The organism is Microbacterium sp. (genome assembly GCF_046295495.1).
Taxonomy (GTDB): Bacteria; Actinomycetota; Actinomycetes; order Actinomycetales; family Microbacteriaceae; genus Microbacterium.
This window is the reverse complement of the sequence record NZ_JBKBNC010000011.1, coordinates 36620-53990: the sequence shown is the minus strand read 5'-3', so window position 1 is coordinate 53990 and position 17371 is coordinate 36620. Positions and strand designations below refer to the sequence as shown.

The 17371-nt window shown below is 64.1% G+C and carries 15 protein-coding genes and 3 tRNA genes; 5 read left to right on the top strand and 13 right to left on the bottom strand.

Features of this window, described 5'->3' with window-relative positions; translation table 11 throughout:
• Positions 1 to 3: 3 nt before the first annotated feature.
• Positions 4 to 435, bottom strand: a complete 432-nt coding sequence (locus ACK4LS_RS06400) for an NUDIX hydrolase (RefSeq protein ID WP_409714872.1) — start codon at positions 433 to 435, stop codon at positions 4 to 6.
• A 452-nt stretch (positions 436 to 887) separates the two neighbouring features.
• Here ACK4LS_RS06400 and ACK4LS_RS06395 point away from each other — a divergent pair, with 452 nt between their 5' ends.
• A complete protein-coding gene (locus ACK4LS_RS06395; RefSeq protein ID WP_409714869.1) occupies positions 888 to 2003 on the top strand; it encodes a tyrosine-type recombinase/integrase in 1116 nt (371 codons plus the stop codon).
• A gap of 212 nt (positions 2004 to 2215) precedes the next feature.
• Here the strand turns inward: ACK4LS_RS06395 and ACK4LS_RS06390 are convergent, their stop codons facing one another.
• The 4 genes from ACK4LS_RS06390 to ACK4LS_RS06375 form a co-directional block, all read right to left on the bottom strand.
• A complete protein-coding gene (locus ACK4LS_RS06390; RefSeq protein ID WP_409714866.1) occupies positions 2216 to 3094 on the bottom strand; it encodes an MT-A70 family methyltransferase in 879 nt (292 codons plus the stop codon).
• A gap of 76 nt (positions 3095 to 3170) precedes the next feature.
• Entirely contained in the window at positions 3171 to 4037 is an 867-nt protein-coding gene (locus ACK4LS_RS06385; RefSeq protein WP_409714863.1) for a BglII/BstYI family type II restriction endonuclease, read from the bottom strand.
• A gap of 27 nt (positions 4038 to 4064) precedes the next feature.
• Positions 4065 to 5435: a 5-methylcytosine restriction system specificity protein McrC gene (locus tag ACK4LS_RS06380; RefSeq protein WP_409714860.1), complete on the bottom strand. Its 1371-nt coding sequence runs from the start codon at positions 5433 to 5435 to the stop codon at positions 4065 to 4067.
• Complete coding sequence (locus ACK4LS_RS06375; RefSeq protein WP_409714857.1) at positions 5432 to 7171, bottom strand: McrB family protein; 1740 nt, start codon at positions 7169 to 7171, stop codon at positions 5432 to 5434. The genes ACK4LS_RS06380 and ACK4LS_RS06375 overlap by 4 nt, the downstream gene beginning before the upstream one ends.
• A 100-nt stretch (positions 7172 to 7271) precedes the next feature.
• Between ACK4LS_RS06375 and ACK4LS_RS06370 the strand changes: the two genes are divergently transcribed.
• A complete protein-coding gene (locus tag ACK4LS_RS06370) occupies positions 7272 to 8069 on the top strand; it encodes a hypothetical protein (protein ID WP_409714854.1) in 798 nt (265 codons plus the stop codon).
• A gap of 105 nt (positions 8070 to 8174) precedes the next feature.
• Here the strand turns inward: ACK4LS_RS06370 and ACK4LS_RS06365 are convergent, their stop codons facing one another.
• The gene (locus ACK4LS_RS06365; RefSeq protein WP_409714851.1) at positions 8175 to 8750 is read right to left on the bottom strand and encodes a recombinase family protein; all 576 of its coding nucleotides are present in this window, start codon (positions 8748 to 8750) and stop codon (positions 8175 to 8177) included.
• A 191-nt stretch (positions 8751 to 8941) separates the two neighbouring features.
• On the opposite strand from ACK4LS_RS06365, the gene ACK4LS_RS06360 reads away from it, so the two are divergent.
• Both ACK4LS_RS06360 and ACK4LS_RS06355 read left to right on the top strand, forming a co-directional pair.
• Positions 8942 to 9424, top strand: coding sequence for a hypothetical protein (locus ACK4LS_RS06360; protein ID WP_409714848.1), 483 nt, complete (start codon positions 8942 to 8944; stop codon positions 9422 to 9424).
• A gap of 71 nt (positions 9425 to 9495) precedes the next feature.
• Positions 9496 to 10338, top strand: a complete 843-nt coding sequence (locus ACK4LS_RS06355; RefSeq protein ID WP_409714845.1) for a hypothetical protein — start codon at positions 9496 to 9498, stop codon at positions 10336 to 10338.
• Positions 10339 to 10470: 132 nt separating this feature from the next.
• Here the strand turns inward: ACK4LS_RS06355 and ACK4LS_RS06350 are convergent.
• The 3 genes from ACK4LS_RS06350 to ACK4LS_RS06340 form a co-directional block, all read right to left on the bottom strand.
• A tRNA-Arg gene (locus ACK4LS_RS06350) sits at positions 10471 to 10542 on the bottom strand.
• 13 nt (positions 10543 to 10555) lie between these two features.
• Entirely contained in the window at positions 10556 to 10936 is a 381-nt protein-coding gene (locus ACK4LS_RS06345; protein WP_409714842.1) for a helix-turn-helix domain-containing protein, read from the bottom strand.
• A gap of 714 nt (positions 10937 to 11650) precedes the next feature.
• The gene (locus ACK4LS_RS06340; protein ID WP_409714840.1) at positions 11651 to 12073 is read right to left on the bottom strand and encodes a hypothetical protein; all 423 of its coding nucleotides are present in this window, start codon (positions 12071 to 12073) and stop codon (positions 11651 to 11653) included.
• A 901-nt stretch (positions 12074 to 12974) separates the two neighbouring features.
• On the opposite strand from ACK4LS_RS06340, the gene ACK4LS_RS06335 reads away from it, so the two are divergent.
• Positions 12975 to 13940 (top strand): Abi family protein, encoded by a 966-nt coding sequence (locus tag ACK4LS_RS06335; protein WP_409714837.1) that lies wholly within the window; start codon positions 12975 to 12977, stop codon positions 13938 to 13940.
• 146 nt (positions 13941 to 14086) lie between these two features.
• Here ACK4LS_RS06335 and ACK4LS_RS06330 read toward each other — a convergent pair.
• The 4 genes from ACK4LS_RS06330 to gyrA all read right to left on the bottom strand — a co-directional run bounded on the left by ACK4LS_RS06330 (position 14087) and on the right by gyrA (position 17343).
• Positions 14087 to 14159 (bottom strand) — tRNA-Ala (locus ACK4LS_RS06330).
• 13 nt (positions 14160 to 14172) lie between these two features.
• Positions 14173 to 14246: transfer RNA gene (locus tag ACK4LS_RS06325), tRNA-Ile, on the bottom strand.
• A 68-nt stretch (positions 14247 to 14314) separates the two neighbouring features.
• The gene (locus tag ACK4LS_RS06320; RefSeq protein WP_409714834.1) at positions 14315 to 14716 is read right to left on the bottom strand and encodes a DUF3566 domain-containing protein; all 402 of its coding nucleotides are present in this window, start codon (positions 14714 to 14716) and stop codon (positions 14315 to 14317) included.
• The gene (gene gyrA, locus ACK4LS_RS06315) at positions 14713 to 17343 is read right to left on the bottom strand and encodes a DNA gyrase subunit A (protein WP_409714831.1); all 2631 of its coding nucleotides are present in this window, start codon (positions 17341 to 17343) and stop codon (positions 14713 to 14715) included. The genes ACK4LS_RS06320 and gyrA overlap by 4 nt, the downstream gene beginning before the upstream one ends.
• Positions 17344 to 17371: the final 28 nt, after the last annotated feature.

The following is a 17371-nucleotide window of genomic DNA, read 5'->3' as shown; positions in this document are numbered from 1 at the left end:
TTCTCAGCTGCTCGTCAGACCAGCCATCCGCAGGGCCACGTCGACGAGCTGGACGCGACGCACCTTGTGCACGGCGGGCAGGGTGAACCAGTCCGCCCGGTCGGTCGATCCGTCCGCCTCGGCGCGCAGACGCCCGCCGACGATCCGGGCGCGGTAGACGATCCGCAGAGCATGCAGCGGACCTGACGAGTCGGCAGCCAGTCGAGCCTCGGCCGGTATCACCCGGGAATGGATGCCGAGGAGGTCGCCCACCGTCACGCGGAAACCGGTCTCTTCTCGGACCTCGCGACGCACGGCGTGCGCGGGATCCTCCCCCGGCTCCAGACCGCCCCCCGGTAGCGTCCAGGACGCCCGACGCCCGTCGATCCAGTGGGCCAGCAACACGCGGTCGTCGGCGTCGGTGATGACGGCGTACGCGGCCACCCGCATGTCCATGTGCAGACTCTAGCGAAGCGTTCAGGGCGCGGATGCGCGAACGACGCCCGGGAAAGAGAAGAAGCCGGCCCGAGGGCCGGCTTGATCGTTCTCGATTGTGGAGCCTAGGAGATTCGAACTCCTGACATCCTGGCAGGAAGTCAAACAACCCGAGGGATGCTGAACCCTCTCTCAGCAGTGTTCACGCACTTGCGGTGGTCGTCTGAGCGAGTCGGACTGGTGGGATGCTTGATACCCGCTTGAATACTCGCTACTCAAACAGCATCCCCTTGCATAGCCGTGCGCTACTGAATCCCGCGTGGGCGCGGAGCCTGCCACTTGGGCGAGGTGCGCGGGCATACCCCCGCGCCCGCGCACCCTATGGGTGGGCGGAGGTCAGTAGTTGATTACTTTCTCCCCGGGTCGCAGACTGACGAGGGGGATGCAACAGCGGACTCTCCGACGAGGTTTCTATGGGCAGCGTAACGGCCTATCAAACGGCGCGCGGCCGCCGATACCGCGCGCGGTATCGGAAGCCCGACCACACCGAGGGCGAGAAGCGCGGTTTCGTGACCATCCGCGAAGCGCAGCTCTTCTTGGCTTCGGTGACCGTGGCGTCGGCGTCAGGTTTATACATCGACCCGTCACTATCCAAGGTTGCCCTGGGCCATTTTGCGGAGGCGTGGTTCCGGTCGAAGCGACCGCCGATGCTGGCACCGTCCTCATTCACGGCCCTCGAACACGCCTGGCGGGCGCACGTTGCACCCCTTTGGGCGCATCGAGAACTTGCATCCATTCACCGTTCGGAAGTTCAAGCATGGGTGGCAGACCTGGGCGTGCGTCGATCTCGTACCGTGGTGCTGCGCGCGCTCGGCGTGCTCGCCGGCATCCTGGACACGGCGGTTGACGACCATCGGCTCACGGAGAATCCCGCGCGGAATATCCGCAACCTTCCCCGCCGTTCCCTCGGCAGGAATCGCGTCTATCTGTCGCATGAGCAGGTGGGTTGCCTCGCGGCAGAATCCAAGCATCCTGCCCTAGTGCTGGTGCTCGCCTACACCGGACTGCGGTGGGGTGAGGCAACTGCCTTGCGCGTGCGCCACGTCAACCTTGCGCGCCGACGGCTAGCCATCGAGGAGAACGCCGTGCTCGTTGGCTGGGAGATTCATGTTGGACCACCGAAAAGCCATACGAGACGCTCGGTCCCCTACCCGGAACGTCTCGGTTCGCTCATTGCTGCCGCATGCGCGAAGAAGCCGCCGGATGCTCTGATCTTCGGAAACGGCAGCAACCACATGAAGAGAGACAGTGGGGAGCGAAGTTGGTTCGCGACAGCTGTACGGCACGCCCAAGCGCGCGACCCGTCATTTCCGCGCGTAACACCTCATGACCTTCGGCACACTGCCGCGTCGCTGGCGATCAGCGCGGGTGCAAACGTGAAAGCAGTCCAGCGCATGCTCGGTCACGCCTCGGCTGCGATGACGCTCGACACCTACGCCGACCTCTTCGATGACGACCTCGACGCTGTCGCGGCCCATTTGAACGACGCGGCGGCGCTGATTCCCTGGCCGACGCCTCACCATGCCTGAGCTCGGCAACTCGACCGTTAGAAGATCGCAACCGACCCACGACAGCGAACGACAGTCGGGTCGGACGAACCTCCGGGCACCTAGGCCAGGTTTGATGTGGTGGGCGGCGATCTGTTGGCGGGCACTCGATTGGGTCGAGGTATCCCGAAACGATTCTTTCCGCTTCCCGTAGCCCCTCGTCTCTGTGGAACTATGGCGCCGGCATCGTAAAGCTAATGGGAACCGCCTCGGGGTCGTAGATCGACGCCTGCCCGGATGAGGAGCGAGCGCACACGCTGCAGGGAGTAGCCGGTTACACCCACCAGGTCACGAAGGCTCTGCCCGCTCTCGTAGAACGCCCGGAGGGTCTCGCCTACTGCGTCTGCAACATCCTCCGACATACGCTCGTGTGGCTCGAGTGTCGGCGCTGCGGGACGCTCTATCGCGCCGCCACCATAACCGCGATGAGCTGCGCCACGTGGCTCGATGGTTTCGTCGGACTCGTCACCGAATAGTGACCATCCAGGACGGGCGTGACGCGCGAACATCTCCAGCCGTGGGCCCGGGCTACAGGCTTCGACCAGGTCATACATCTCGTCGGGCTTGCGGGAGTGCTCGCGCTTGCGCGTCTCGAGCATATTGACCTGTGAACGGCCCGGAGGAAGCGTGCGCATCGAGCCGCGAACTCCGAACAGGAGGATCTCCGTGACATTCCTGAAATAGAAGCCGACCCCCCGCCCGTCCGGTCCCCCGTCCTTCCGGCGTTTCGCCCAGATGATGTTACTGACGTAACGGTAGCCCCACGCCTCCATCACCGCGATGCCCTCGGGGAGCAGGGCGTTCGGCACCCACAAGTACAGGTGCGAGTTCTTGGCGGCGACGTCGGCAACCGGAAGCGCCTTGATGGCGTCGAGCGTCATCGTGGAGTAGCGGTCGAGTCGGCGATGCTCCGGCGCAACCTTGCCGGTGCGGTTCTGGAACTGCCACGGCGGGTCCGCGTAGATGCAAGCGAACCCTCCCTCAACCGTCGGAAGCGGCGGGGCTTCCAGCTCCGCGCGTAGGGGTGCGGCCCGCTTCGTGCGGGTGCGAGTGGGCTCAGCTGTCAGCGTCACGTGGGTCCTTCGAAAGTGGAACTTGGGAGTGAGCCCACTTTAGAACTTGGGCCCGACATTATTCGTCAGCGGCGCGCTACTCGTCGGCCCAGTTGCTTTCGTCCAGCATCTCGTCCTCGGTCAAGGTCGCCACGGGTTGAGTCAGGCGTCCAGGAGGAGGGGCATTCAACCTCACTCCATCGAACGTGCGAGCGCAGATCCCGAGAACGAGGATGGGGCAGCCTCCCCCGTCCCCCCGCTTGAGCCGCTCGATGATCTTCGTCGTGTTCGTTGAGGTTGTGGTGCCAAGCCGCAGCTCTTTCTTGCCTTCGGCGCGCGCCTTATTGATTCGTTCGATGCTCGCCTTGAACCCTTTCAACGGGTACCCGGTGACGGCCGCCGCCTGCTCCGCACCCACTTGCATCAGTTCGGATATGAGAGTTGCCTCAAGCTCCCTCAGGTCGAACATCGTGCGTGTCACGAGGACCGCTCCGTCGATGAAACCCGCCTCGTACAGCGAACGGTAGGAGGCGAAGTTTCGGTCGAGGTTTCCGTCCTTCGCGTTCCACTCGCAGTCTCCTGCGACGCGGCCCTTGACCCAATCCGCCTTGTAGCCCTCCCACGATTGCGCGGGCGGCCGCCATGTGGTTTCCGCTGTTTCATTCGTCCCGGGCGCTCTGAATTTGACGAGCGTGTGCTGCACGGACGTGTCTACCCGTGCCTCGCGCCATCCGCGCTTTCGCATCGCTGCGTTCAACTGCTTAGCGACTAGTCCCTCGTTGCCACCGGCGAGGAGCAGATGCGCGGCAGTGAGTGAGAAGCGGTCGAGAGTCTGAAGCACCTCGGTGAACGCCGCGAGGTCGGTCGCCTTGAGAATCGTGGCGGCGTTGCGTGTCTCCAGGACCTCGTAGCGGTCGACGACCTTGGGCGGGAGCACATTGCGCCATCCATGTGTCAGTTGCACGTCTCGACGCTACAGCGGGGACGGTGTTTACTCCGTCGGCGTGGTACCAGAGGCGCCACTATCCCGCCTCGCGTTCCGTGCCCCGAGACCCGCGATGGTTTGGATGAAGGACGCGACGTGTTCGCGGGCATGTCGCCCCACGTCCACGAAAACGAGCCAAATGGGGTCGCCAAGGCCCTGGACGACGTATGGGTCAGGCAACGCGTCGCCGGTCTTCACGATGACCGGATAGACCAGAGCGACGGGAGCAGAATCCCACGATGCATGCTGCCGGTACGCGGCGAGTTGGTAAAGGTCCGAGCGTGAGACACGAAGCGAGGGGCCGGTCTTGCTCTCGAGAAGGTCGGTGTCAGTCCCTCCAAGGCCAGGCAGTGCATCTTTGTACTTCGCGTCGAGCAGAACGATGCCATCTGGCCCGTCGACGATGTAGTCCGGGTCGATGCGTGATGAGCGTAAACGCCCACCCGCCGCGTCGTAGTACTTTGCCGTTGGTCGGCGCTCGCCACGCATCGTGAACAGTTCGCTCTCGCCGAGCAAACCGCGAACTGCCTCCTGGAATAGGTCAGGCATGCTCCAAAGAAATGACTCGACGCTCGCCTGCCCGAGGTTCTGGCCGAGGTAGCGCCCCTGTAGCAAGTCTGTGGTCGTGGCAAGGATGTTTTCGTAGTGACGCTCGGGACCGCGCGTACTCAAGGCGCGAAGCTGCGTCCCGTTCACCTCGACGTCCTGGACATCGGCGAAAAGAGGAAGTGTGCCGGCCACGGCGCGCCGAACGGCACGCTGGGCCGCGGGAACCGGGAGCGTCCGGGCGAGTATCCCGACGCGGCGCAGACCCGCTTTGAGGACACGGTTGTTGGCTGTGTCGACCGTGCGCTCGGTGATGGCGCACGGGATCTCGTTCGCTCTGGCGGAAGTCAGGGAGCGGTTGATGTAGGGCCCAGTGAGGACACGGCCGCGGACCCGCGAGTTGAGAATGACTCGACGTGTGCGGTAGCTGCGGCGGAGCCACCGCGTCGCGAACTCGCGTACGGCATCCACGTACCAGATCAGCAGCGTGGCAATGGGGTCGTTGTGTTGTGAGTCGATACCCACGCGGTCTGCCTTTGGCCGCCGAAGCGCCTCGACCTTCTGACCGTAGGCATGCTCGGCCAGGAACACGAGGTCAGCCCCCGGCAACTTGGGCTCGATGCGCACCGTGACATCGGCCGCGCGGGTGCGCAGGCGTGCGATCCCCGAAAGCGAGCCAGCCTTGAGCGTCCACTGATCAGCGCCCGGCGACTTGCTCACGGTCATGCCGAGAGCGGCCCAGAATTCAGCGTCGACGAGCTCCGCGAGCGTATCGTCGATGAGTGTTTCACCGTACTCGCCGAGCTCCACGACCTCGACACGTTGCGTCATACCAGAAGCGCCGCCTGGAGCGCGTCGACTTGAGCAGCGGTCGCGTCATCACGATTCACTCCGACCTCGCCCAGCAGTGAGGTCAGTGTCGCGTAGTCGAGCTCACCTTCCAGGACGTATTCATCTAGCAACGGGAGCACCTCGTAGATGAAGCGCGACGCTAGCTCGCGGACGGCGAGGTCCTCGGATACACCGGTACGTGACGGCAGGTAGTAGGAGGGTCCGACCTGGATGCCGGAGGCAGAATCGCCGAGCGCATCATGGACGACGTCGAATAGCCGGCGGGCAGCGCCACGATGTTTCGGACTCGCATAGCCGGGATGCTGGTCGATGGGCTTACTGGACGCGGGCACCGTCAAGAACACGAATCGTCGGCGGAGCGCATAGTCGATGACAGCGATGCTCCGGTCGGCGGTGTTCATGGTCCCGATGACGCTCAGCCGTTCCGGGATAGCGATGGAGGCGTCACCGTCCACAGAGTACGCGGTGGCGACGGGCTGCCCGCGGTATTCGAGCGCATAGAGCAGTTCCCCAAAGATGCTAGGAATGTTGCCACGGTTGACCTCGTCCAGCACCAAGATGAGCTCGCAGTCGGAATTGCGCGTTTCGAGCTCCGCGCCTACAGCGGCAATGAGGCTCAGGATGCGGTGACGAGGGACGAAGGTCACCCCGCCGGGCACCGGCTCTGCGGCGAGCGTGCGAACGAAGTCGTTGTACTCGTAAGACGGATGGAACTGCACGATCTCCCAGAGAGCGCTGAGGCCGAGGCGCTCCACCTCGTCGGCGATTCGCTGCGGCGTACGCTCCCTCAAGGGCAGATTGTCGAGGATGGTCTGAAGGCGGCTGTCCTCACGCCGCCCGCTGCTCGACCAGTCGATGTATGCCTTGGCAAGGTACGTCTTGCCGGTCCCTGGGGGGCCTTGCAGAACCACTTGCCTTTTCGTCTCGAGGAGCTCATGCAGCTCTACGAGGTCTTGGGGAACAGCCCGCCGCGGTGTCGGCGCAGTGACGGGACCTGGTCCCCGAGCCGCCCGGGTGAACTCCTCGCGGGTGAGGCCCAACCAGCGGTTGGATCCAAGGGCGAGCGCGAAGTCGACGATCTCGGCGCTCGATGCCGGTTGGAATGCCGCCGAATCGCCCCAGTAGTCCACTCGGTCCTGCAGAAGGCGCAGCAAGCCGGGCACAGCGTGAGCGGTCGGAAGCAGCCGCCGCACCCCGACGATGCTCTTACCGTGCTCTTCCGGCTCCATGACACCGCCGTCGGCGAGGAACCGAAGCATGTTGGTGATGGGCTTGTCGTTTCGTGTGGGCGTCCGGGTTCCGTTGCCGTTGTAGTCATCCCAGTTGGTGAGCGCCGCGGCGAGACCATCACCACTCATGTTTCCCTCGACGAAGCGGCCCTCTCCGTCGGTCAGCACCTCTCGTACGACGGCCTCCATTCGGTGATCCGCGATGAGCAGAGCGCACCATAGAAGCAGCCAGCGGTCTTCCCGTCCTGCTCGTGCCGCACGGAGCAACTCGTCATCCACAACGACTTCGGAGCCAGCTACAGTTCGTGCGTTGACTGGGCGTGGATCGAACTCGACTACGTCGTTCCAGAGCGGCCCGAGGGCGGGCAGCGCTTGAACCGCCACCCCAGTCGTCACCCCGGGAACGAGAGTAGCGAGCTCATCGATGACATCAGGAAATCTGTAGAACTTGGTGAGCGAAAGGACGCCGACGAGTCGGATGGGCATGATTCTCCTTGGGCACGCGCCCAACGCGAGGGCGAAGGTATGAATACCTGACCCAGAATCTACAGGCGCCCGTCGTGCCAGTAATCGATAAAGTGCCGACATGGACGACCTCGAGCCACTTATCGACCAACTCACCCGGGGGGCCGAGCGCCGAGGCCTCACGATAGTCGACGCGTCTTTTCCTGGAGAGCCAACGTTCATCTTGGACCACGAATCAACGTCCGTGGATGAGGCTCTCGACCTCGCGCAGCAGATGCTCGCTCCGTTCATCGCTATCTCTGTTGCCCACCTCGACGCCGACGAGCTGATCCACAGCATCGACGAGACTCCGGCGCCGCTCGCGCGGCTGGCACGTAAGCGCGACGGCCAGGCGATGGGCCTCGAATTGCGCTGGTACGGGTTGGGCGCGACCGCACTGTACTTGGCGGGTACTGACTGGGCCGGCCAGCTAGCCGACCTTCGAGCCCAGTGGGAATCGGACCGCAGGGCGTCGTGGAACGATGAACGCGAAACCCGCGCTGTACGTATCGCGCATCTGGCCGAGCAAATCGAACTCGACCCGCGCTACCGAGCCGCCACGCAGACGCAGCGAACCACCGTGGGCCGCGTTGTTCTGGACGAGCTCCGCAACGCGGAAGACGACGCCACAACGTTGAAATGGTCACTAGAAAACGCGAGTAGGGCGCTGCGCGAAAACTCCGCTCTCGCGTACGCACCCCTCGAGGCGGCGATTGATGACCTGTCGAGCGACCTCCGCGAGAGCGAGGGGTGGCGTGCCACCCGCACCGCCAGGGAGCGCGACGTCGTGACGCGCGCTTATCTGCTTGAGCACACGGGTTACGCAGCCCCCGTCGCGTTCGTAGCACAAGTTGCGCGTCTCGCGGCGAAGTCACGCTGAGCTCAGCCGTTGCTTCAAGCAGCGCGCGCGATCCGCGAGGTCTGCTTAGCGACGAACGGAGGCGCACCGTGCTCCAGTCAAGCCTGACGAGCTGACGCCTGAACGCTACGACGACCTCCGCTGCGTGCAGCGCCGTATCGTTCTAATCGAACAATCGAAAAGCGCAGCGACCTCGGCAGCGGGCCTTCCCTCAGCACGCATGCGGACGACCTCTGCGCGCTGCGCGTTAGTGAGTGCTTCAGGTCGGCCGCCTACGCGTCCCCGGGCGCGAGCAGCGGCGAGACCGTCAACCGTTCGTTGACGGGTGGTCTCGAGCTCCATTTCATGGATGGCGCTCATGACCGAAAGCAGCAAGTTCGATAAGGGGCTGCCGTCGAAGACGAGCCCCGGCTGCAGGATGCGTACGTCGACGCCGCGCCCAGTGAGTGCACGGACAAGCCCGACAACCTCGAGCGTTCGTCGACCCAGACGAGACAGGTCGTGCGCGACGACCGTATCCCCGGGACGCACGCGAAGCATCAAGGCATCAAGCCCGGCGCGATGGGCCGCCGCACCCGACACACCCTTCTCTGTCACGATGTTCTCGCCGGGAACGCCGAACGAGTGGAGAGCGTCGAGTTGGCGGTCCAGCGCCTGCTTTTCTGTTGAGACGCGGGCGAGACCGAAGAGTTGAGCGCTCATTACTCGTGCATGCGCGGTGCCACAAAGGTACGTGCGTCGCCAGCGGCCAAGACGCACCTTTTTGCCGTCCGGAAGTCGACCTCTGTGTCATCCCCGGAAGGTGGCACAACAGGAGGCCAAAATCGACCGATTGTGACGCGCTCGACTCGGGAGATCAGAGGTCCGGGTTCGACGTGGGCGAAGCTAGCAGGGTGCTCGACGATCTTCGCGTTAACTTCCTGCACCCGGTAAGCAGGTGGGCCAGCCCTTTCGATCTCAGTGTCGCGGGGTATGCCCACACCCGTTGGTGGGAGTACGTCGACTGGGCGCTCGGAAGACTTGGCGTCAGCTTCCTTGTCATCGCGAACAGTGACGAGGAGGTTGCAAGGGCGCTCGTTCTGGAGCGTCGAATCGAGACCCAGCATGCACTTTTCGAGGCGAGTAGGCCGACCATCGAGATCGATATGTTCGAGGTCCGACGGCACCTTTGGGGTTCGGGTGTCGGCCGTGGGTGTGTCGACCTGATCCGGGAGACCTACGCTGCTCACCAGACCGTCGCCTTCTCGTTGGACGCGGATGGCTTTTGGGAAAGCATCGGATTCTCGCGGAAACACCGGTTGGACGACGAAGTCGGTCACAGTCCTCTGTACGTCGCGTCACCCCTATTAGGTAGGAGTAGCCGACCTGCTGAGTGAGTTCAGTGACCCGATCCACGACTGCTGAAGGTTCCGCTACGCCCGCTCCCGTGGAATGGCAGAGTATTGCGATGCCTGTAGTCATCCCTGAACGCACGATTGATGCGCTTTTTGCCTTCGAGTTCTTGTCGGCCGCACCGACGGCCGTTCTTTGGTCGCCGAATGCGACCAACCCTGGAACGACAAAAGGTGTCGGGCCAACGGCGAGTCCAGGAAACATCGACCATGAAGTCGACGGGCATCGGCGGTTCGATGTCGAGTGCAAGACCATCTACTCCAACGCAAGCGGCGCCTGGGTGAACGAGATTTCGAATCGCCAACTCAGAGCTTACGTAGCCAACGCAAAGGCACCGATGTTCTATCTCTTGCCGTCAAAGCCGGTCTACCCTGACTCACCTTGGAGGCGCCACTGCGTTACCGACCCGGATGTACAGGGCCGTTGCCGAGCTTGCAGCAACCCCTCGAAGGACAGCGGTCCTGCCTACTTTCGTCGTTGGTCGGGACAGGAGCTGCATTACCGGAACCTGCCTCCCGAGCGGAAACTGCAGCCCTGGTTCAACCACTGGTCCTGGTGTGTGCGACCGGCCGATCTGGTGCGTCACATAAGCCCGGCAGGTGGGTTGCCCTGGTCCGGCACGACGGAGATCCCCGCCCTGGATGTCGCGCACGCCGGCATAGCCGGAGCCGTTCGCTTGTGTCACTTCCTCGACGCTGTAGCGACGGACTGGCGCGCGCAGGCCAGTTTCCTCCAGTCCGAAGCCAAGTCGGGCGATGCCGCCGGCAGCGACCCCGGCCAGCTGGCCGTCAACTTGAATGAGTGGTCTCTGCAGGATCCCACGCGAGGCGACGGTCGGGCTGTCGATCTGTCCGACGGTGACGAAGACGACACGCGCTTCGTCCAAGTCACCTACTAGGACGCTGGGCGAGACATCAGCCTAAGTAGGGGTAGTCGGCTCCGGAAAGGCGGTCCCCCGCGGTCAAGGCGACGCGAGTAGGTAGTTGCAGTGTGGTCGTGAGTGCCGTTGACAACGGCACTCCGTGAAAGGTGCCCCCGGAGGGATTCGAACCCCCGACCCTCTCCTTAGGACGGAGTGGCTCTTCCACTGAGCTACGGAGGCCGGCTCTTTGATCCTACCGCCGGGTATTCGCCTCAATGAAGGCGGCCAACGATGCACGCGAGATGTACTTGCCGGACCCCACCTGGGTGTACTCGATGCCGCCATCTTTCATTAGCGCGTGCAACGTGCCGTAAGAGATGCCGAGTTCGCCAGCCGCGTCTTTGAGCTTGAACAGCATCGGCCCGGACGTTGGCAACTGACCTTGTTCTGGGCTGCCAGCTTCGCGTTGAGACTCAACCACCTGTACCTCGGTCGCCTTCGTGTCCCACCGCCCGGCGTACGCCCAGGGCGTGGTCAGCTCGCCTCTGACCTTCTTAGTGGCGGACTCTTCGTCGGTTGCTCGCACCCACAGTTCGGCTACTTCGACCTTCGTCACCATCACCTTGAACCGCATTGATGCCTCCTCGAACGGGGGTGGGCCCCGGGTCGCCCCAGGGCCCGAGCAGCTCCGTCCTCAGCACATCGTACGTCCGGGGACCCACAGTGGGGGCCTGCGGACCATCTTGGGTCCGCGCGAGCCCCCGACACTCTTTTCAAGGCGATGCCGGGTCTCTGATGTCATGGGCAGGGCGTCACTTGGGCCACTCGTACCAGCGCACGCAGCTGCCCTCGTCCTCGCGCAGATCCACGAGAAGGTGGCCGCCGGCCTCAGGGGCCATGCTGCGAGTTCCAGAGATCTCGATTGCCCACCTCTCGGAGCCTTCGATGGTCCGGAGGGACTTCGCCGATCCGAGCTCCCATGCGCTCCACGTCGAAGCGGCGTTGCACTGAACGCTGGCTTCCCCGGATAGCCAGCGTTCGGCGAGGTCACGCGCTTCGGACCCGGGTGCAGAGCAACCAGCGAGAGTGACAGCGAGAGTCAGTGCGGCGCCAGCCGTCAGCAGGATGCGTTTCATTTCTTTTCCGTGCGCGGCGCTTCTGTCACTGAACACCGGATGAAGAGGAGGCCGTCGGGTCGAAGGGTCGACCACCGGCAGACAAAGGCTGGGTGCCCGGTCGCCCCACCGACCGGGCACCCAAGTGTTGTGAGCAGTGTCTCTCTATGCGCGACTAATGGCTCAGCGGCGGCACCAGTTCAGTCGAGGGATGCCGGGACTGCACAAGTGAACTACAGCCGACCGCTGCCATCGGTGCCGCGACGCAACATCCGAGCGGCGGCGTGCGCAAGCACGGCGTCGCTCGGCATGGTCGTCGTCAGCCATGTTGTCTGGGTGCGACGGTTGACCCGACGCGCGACGCGGTTGAGCCGCCATCCGGTCCGGGTCCGTTCGACCTCGGCGAAGCTCGCCGTTGCCTCCCCGCGCCGGGACTGTTCGCGGTCCGAAGAAGAGACCTCGATGCGGACGCCGACGCGTTCAGCGATGGTCAGACCAATGCCATCGAACACGGTCTCCGCTTCCGCCGCCGCGCGATTCAGGTGAGCGGCAGACAGCAGGCGGGCGCGGTACCTCGCCTGAGCGAAACGCAACGCACCACGAATGGTGGCGGTCTCCGACAAGTCGATGTTGATGGTGGTGAAGTCTTCGGACATTTGGGGATCCTCACGTAGTGGGGTGGAGGACGCGGGGTCCCGCGTCGAAGCCCCTATGCGCGCAACGGCGCGAGACCGTACTGCCTCTCGGCGGCAGCCGCTATAAGCGCATCTGGCGCGTAGTCGTGCCCGGCTGAGGGGCGAGCAGGAAGGGGCGTCGGGACGCACAGAAGGTGTTTATCGTGATCGCCGGCATCGACGTTCGATGTGAGAGGTTGCCCACATTGCGCATACAGAGGAGAACTCGCTGCGCGCTTCCGGGAGGCCGTCCCCGCCTCCCGCGCACACTCAGCTCGCCCGGTTCTCAACGACGTCAACCCGAGCCGCTGCTCGCTCCGCTCAGCTGCGGCCCGCAACGGCCGCAGCTGGTGGTGATGCTCGCCGGGGACAGTCCGTGGGTAGGGATTTTCGGCGAGATGCACGGCAGCTAACGCGCTCCCGTTGGCGATGCACGGCCGGTGACGAGTGCACAACACGGCGGATCACTGCGGCGCGGGGTCAGTCCGTTGCATTCCGCCGCGACCTCCATAGCGAAGTCGTTCCAGCTTGCCGTCGTGGCCGAGCACATGTCGGAGGCGCAGGCGGCCGCGCACGCGTTCGACTTCGCCGTTGTTGTCACCGAGCTGAATCCCGACGATGTCGTGTTCTGACCATCCTGCGGACAACCAGTCCGGCAGATCAGCGCATCTTCTTCGTCGTCGATGGCCTAGCGGTAGTGGCGCCTTAACTGCGTGCGTTCAAGGGTCGCGCATGCAGCGCCGCTTATGGTCTCCAGCGGCCGGTAGGACACGCCATTCGCGTCCTGTCACACGTCTCCGCTAAGGTGAAGTCACCAGTCCCCCCGCCGCCTCTCCTGGAAGCGCCCTGCGGGGGTCCTTTCTTTTCACCCGCAGGTAGACCGATGACCGACGACCGCCCATACTTGAGCCCAACCCAGCGCGCCGAGTACCTCGTCAGGCGTGGCTACATCGAGGATGGCGCTCTGAGCGACGACGCCTACACCTTCCTCAAGCGGACGAACTTTCACTATTTCCTTGGGTACGCACGCAACTTCCGCAAGCTGCGGCGCGAGGGTCTAATCGAGGGCGACGACCGTATCGACCGCGTCATTCAAATGGTGCGACTCGACCATGAAGTCTCGACGCGCCTGTTCGCCGCACTACGAACGCTCGAGTGGCGGCTACGAGCGGCGCTCGTGGATCACCACTGCGAGCTTTATACGCCCACCGGTTGCTTCCTGAAGCCCGACCACTTCTTGGTGATGAATTCCGACTCCACGCCGGTCGACGTCATCCTCCGGGAGCAGATCGTTCGGTCGCGAGAACCGTTCGTGCTTGGCATGTTTGAGGTCCACGAGAAGGCGCACGGGCGCCCATGGCGCGACACCCCGAAGAAGATGGCTGCGGCAGACCAACTCGCCGCGATGGAAACACTTCCGATCTGGGCCGCGGTAGACGGTTGGACCCTAGGTCTACTCGAACGCATGATCACCGAGACCGCACCGGTGCGGCACGAGGGCGAGGATCAGTGGCTTTGGAAGAAGGTCGCATCGACCTTCAGCGTCGCGAATCCGCTCTTTCAGACTCAGCTCACCGGACTCATAGTCCTACGAAACTTGGTCGCGCACCACTCGCGACTGTGGATGAGGCCTACCGCGTCTTCGCCGAAGAGGCCGAAGGTGTACGAGAAGATGTCGCGTGATGCGGATCACAAGTCGATGTACGTCTCATGGCTCACCCTCGCGTCGTTTCTCCGTGCGGATGGCGGCGACAAAGAGCTTCTGTCGGACATCGACGAGTTGATGGGGCGAGACTCCCTCTATGAGATGGGGGTCAAGCGTCCTCTGCTGTCCGCCACGGTCTCCTGACAGGACCTAGCCAAACGTGCTCAGGCACGGCAACGCGCGCGTCGCTAGACGTGCCTGTACCGACGCTGCTTGCATCCCGCGTGAATCAGCGGGGTAGTAAAACGAATGGGGCCCCGCCAGACTTTCTTCTGACGAGGCCTTTATCGTGGAGCCTAGGAGATTCGAACTCCTGACATCCTGCTTGCAAAGCAGGCGCTCTACCAGCTGAGCTAAGGCCCCGCGAGGGAAGGGGTGGGGCTACCAGGACTTGAACCTGGGACCTCTTCATTATCAGTGAAGCGCTCTAACCGCCTGAGCTATAGCCCCGTCTCGCTGACGTGATCTCGTCAACCTCGAAGACTTTACCGGACTTGCGAGGTTTTCACGAATCGACGTCAGTTGGAGGTGAAACCGACCAGCAGTCCGCCCGTCACCTTGACGGCGAGGTTGTAGATGCCGGCCATGACGGCACCGAGAACGGTCACCACGACGAGGTTGAGGATCGCCACGATCGCCGCGAACGCCATCACCTGCGGCAGCCCGATGTACTGCGAGAGGGTCGCCCCGCCGTCGGTGAAGCTCGTGAAGAACTCATCGAGCTTGCCGAGCAGCGTGGCGGACATCACGAGGTAGATCAGGAAGTACGACACGACCGTGACGATGGCCAGGGCCACCGCGACCAGGAACGACAGCTTCACGGCCGACCAGAAGTCGATGTAGACCAGGCGCAGCCGCACCTGCTTGGCAGGGGTCTTGTGAGTCGACTTCTTGGCGAGCTTGTCGGCTACCGTGCTCATGCGTCAGTACTTTCGTCGGGGGTCTCGGAAGCGGAGATGTCAGCCTCGTCCGCGGGGGAAGCGGCGGGCTCCGTGGTGTTCTCCGTCGTCTCGGCCAGGTTCCGCTCTGCGTTCCGGGCGATCGCGATGATCCTGTCATCGCCTCCTGCGCGGGCGAAGACGACACCCATGGTGTCGCGTCCCTTGGCAGGCACCTCGGCCACGGAGGAGCGTACCACCTTGCCACTGGCAAGAACCACAAGGACCTCGTCGGTCGCCGACACCATCATGCCGCCCGCGAGGACGCCGCGATCGTCGGTGAGACGGGCGACCTTGATGCCCAGGCCGCCGCGGTTCTGCATGCGATACTCCGTGACCGCCGTGCGCTTGGCGTAGCCGCCCTCGGTCACGACGAAGACGTACTCGTCGTCCTTCGCCACGGATGCCGAGAGGAGGCTGTCGCCCTCGCGGAAGTCCATGCCCTTCACACCCGAGGTGGAGCGACCCATTGGTCGCAGGGCGCTGTCGGTCGCGGAGAACCGCAGCGACATACCCAGCCGGCTGATGAGGAGGATGTCGTCGCCCTCGTCGACCAGCAGCGCACTGACCAGCTCGTCGGCACCGCCCTGTTCGGTGTCGTCGCCCTCCTCGGACGCCTGTCCACGGAGCTTGATGGCGATGACACCGCCCTGTCGGTTCGTGTCGTACTCCGCCAGGCGGGTCTTCTTGACCAGGCCGGCACGTGTGGCGAGCACGAGGTAGGTCGAGACGCCGTAGTCGCGGATGTCGAGGATCTGCGCGATCTCCTCGTCGGGCTGGAGCGCGAGCAGGTTCGCGACGTGCTGGCCCTTGGCATCCCGGCCCGCTTCGGGGACTTCGTACGCCTTGGAGCGGTAGACGCGTCCCTTGTTCGTGAAGAAGAGCAGCCAGTGATGCGTGGTGGTGACGAAGAAGTGCTCGACCACGTCGTCTGCTCTCAGCTGCGCGCCCTTCACGCCCTTGCCACCCCGGTGCTGCGACCGGTAGTTGTCGCTGCGCGTGCGCTTGATGTAACCGTCGCGGGTCACCGTGACGACCATCTCTTCTTCGGCGATGAGGTCTTCGATCGAGACGTCACCGTCGAAACCCTGAAGGATCTCGGTGCGGCGATCGTCGCCGAAGCGGTCGACGATCGCGGTGAGCTCGTCGCGGATGATCGTGCGCTGGCGTCCCGGCGTGGCGAGGATGTCGTGGTAATCCGCGATGCGGGCCTCGAGCTCGGTGGCTTCGTCGACGATCTTCTGTCGTTCGAGCGCAGCGAGGCGACGCAGCTGCATGTCGAGGATGGCCTGAGCCTGGATGTCGTCGATGTCGAGGAGCTTCTGCAGGCCCTCGTTGGCATCCTGGGCCGTCGGCGAGCGACGGATGAGCGCGATGACGTCGTCGAGCGCGTCGAGCGCCTTCAGGTAGCCGCGCAGGATGTGCATGCGCTCTTCGGCCTTGCGCAGGCGGTAGCGCGTGCGCCGCACGATGACCTCGACCTGGTGGTCGATCCACAGGCTGATGAACCCGTCGAGCGGGAGGGTGCGCGGCACGCCGTCGACGATCGCCAGCATGTTGGCGCCGAAGTTCTCCTGCAGCTGCGTGTGCTTGTACAGGTTGTTCAGCACGACCTTGGCCACCGCATCGCGCTTGAGCACGATAACCAATCGCTGACCGGTGCGACCCGAGGTCTCGTCGCGGATGTCGGCGATGCCCGTGATCTTGCCCTCGCGGGCCAGGTCGCCGATCTTGACCGCGACGTTGTCGGGGTTCACCTGGTACGGCAGCTCGGTGATCACGAGGCACGTACGGCCCTGGATCTCCTCGATGTTGACCACGGCGCGCATCGTGATCGATCCGCGTCCGGTGCGGTAGGCGTCTTTGATGCCGCGGGTTCCGAGGATCTGCGCGGCGGTGGGGAAGTCGGGACCGGGGATGCGGTCCATCAGGGCTTCGAGCAGCTCCTCACGGGTGGCATCCGGGTGCTCGAGGGCCCACAGTGCGCCGGCGGACACCTCGCGGAGGTTGTGCGGCGGGATGTTGGTGGCCATGCCGACGGCGATGCCGACCGAGCCGTTGACCAGCAGGTTCGGGAAACGCGACGGAAGCACCGTCGGCTCCTGCGTCTGCCCGTCGTAGTTGTCCTCGAAGTCGACGGTCTCTTCTTCGATGTCGCGCACCATCTCGAGCGCCAACGGGGCCATCTTGGTCTCGGTGTAGCGCGGGGCGGCAGCGCCCTGGTTTCCGGGCGAGCCGAAGTTGCCCTGGCCGAGAGCCAGCGGATAGCGCAGCGACCACGGCTGCACGAGGCGCACGAGAGCATCGTAGATGGGGGCGTCACCGTGCGGGTGATAGTGGCCCATGACCTCGCCCACGACGCGGGCGCACTTGGAGAACGACTTGTCGGGACGGAAACCGCCGTCGTACATGCCGTAGATGACTCGGCGGTGCACGGGCTTGAGGCCGTCGCGGACGTCGGGCAGGGCACGACCGACGATGACGCTCATCGCGTAGTCGAGGTAACTCCGCTGCATCTCGAGCTGCAGATCGACCTGGTCGATCCTGCCGTGGTTGTGTGCGGGCACGTCGCGAGCCTCGTCGGGCCCGGGAGTGGTGTCGTCAGCCATGGGTTCTCAGTTTCGTGTGCGTCGTTCG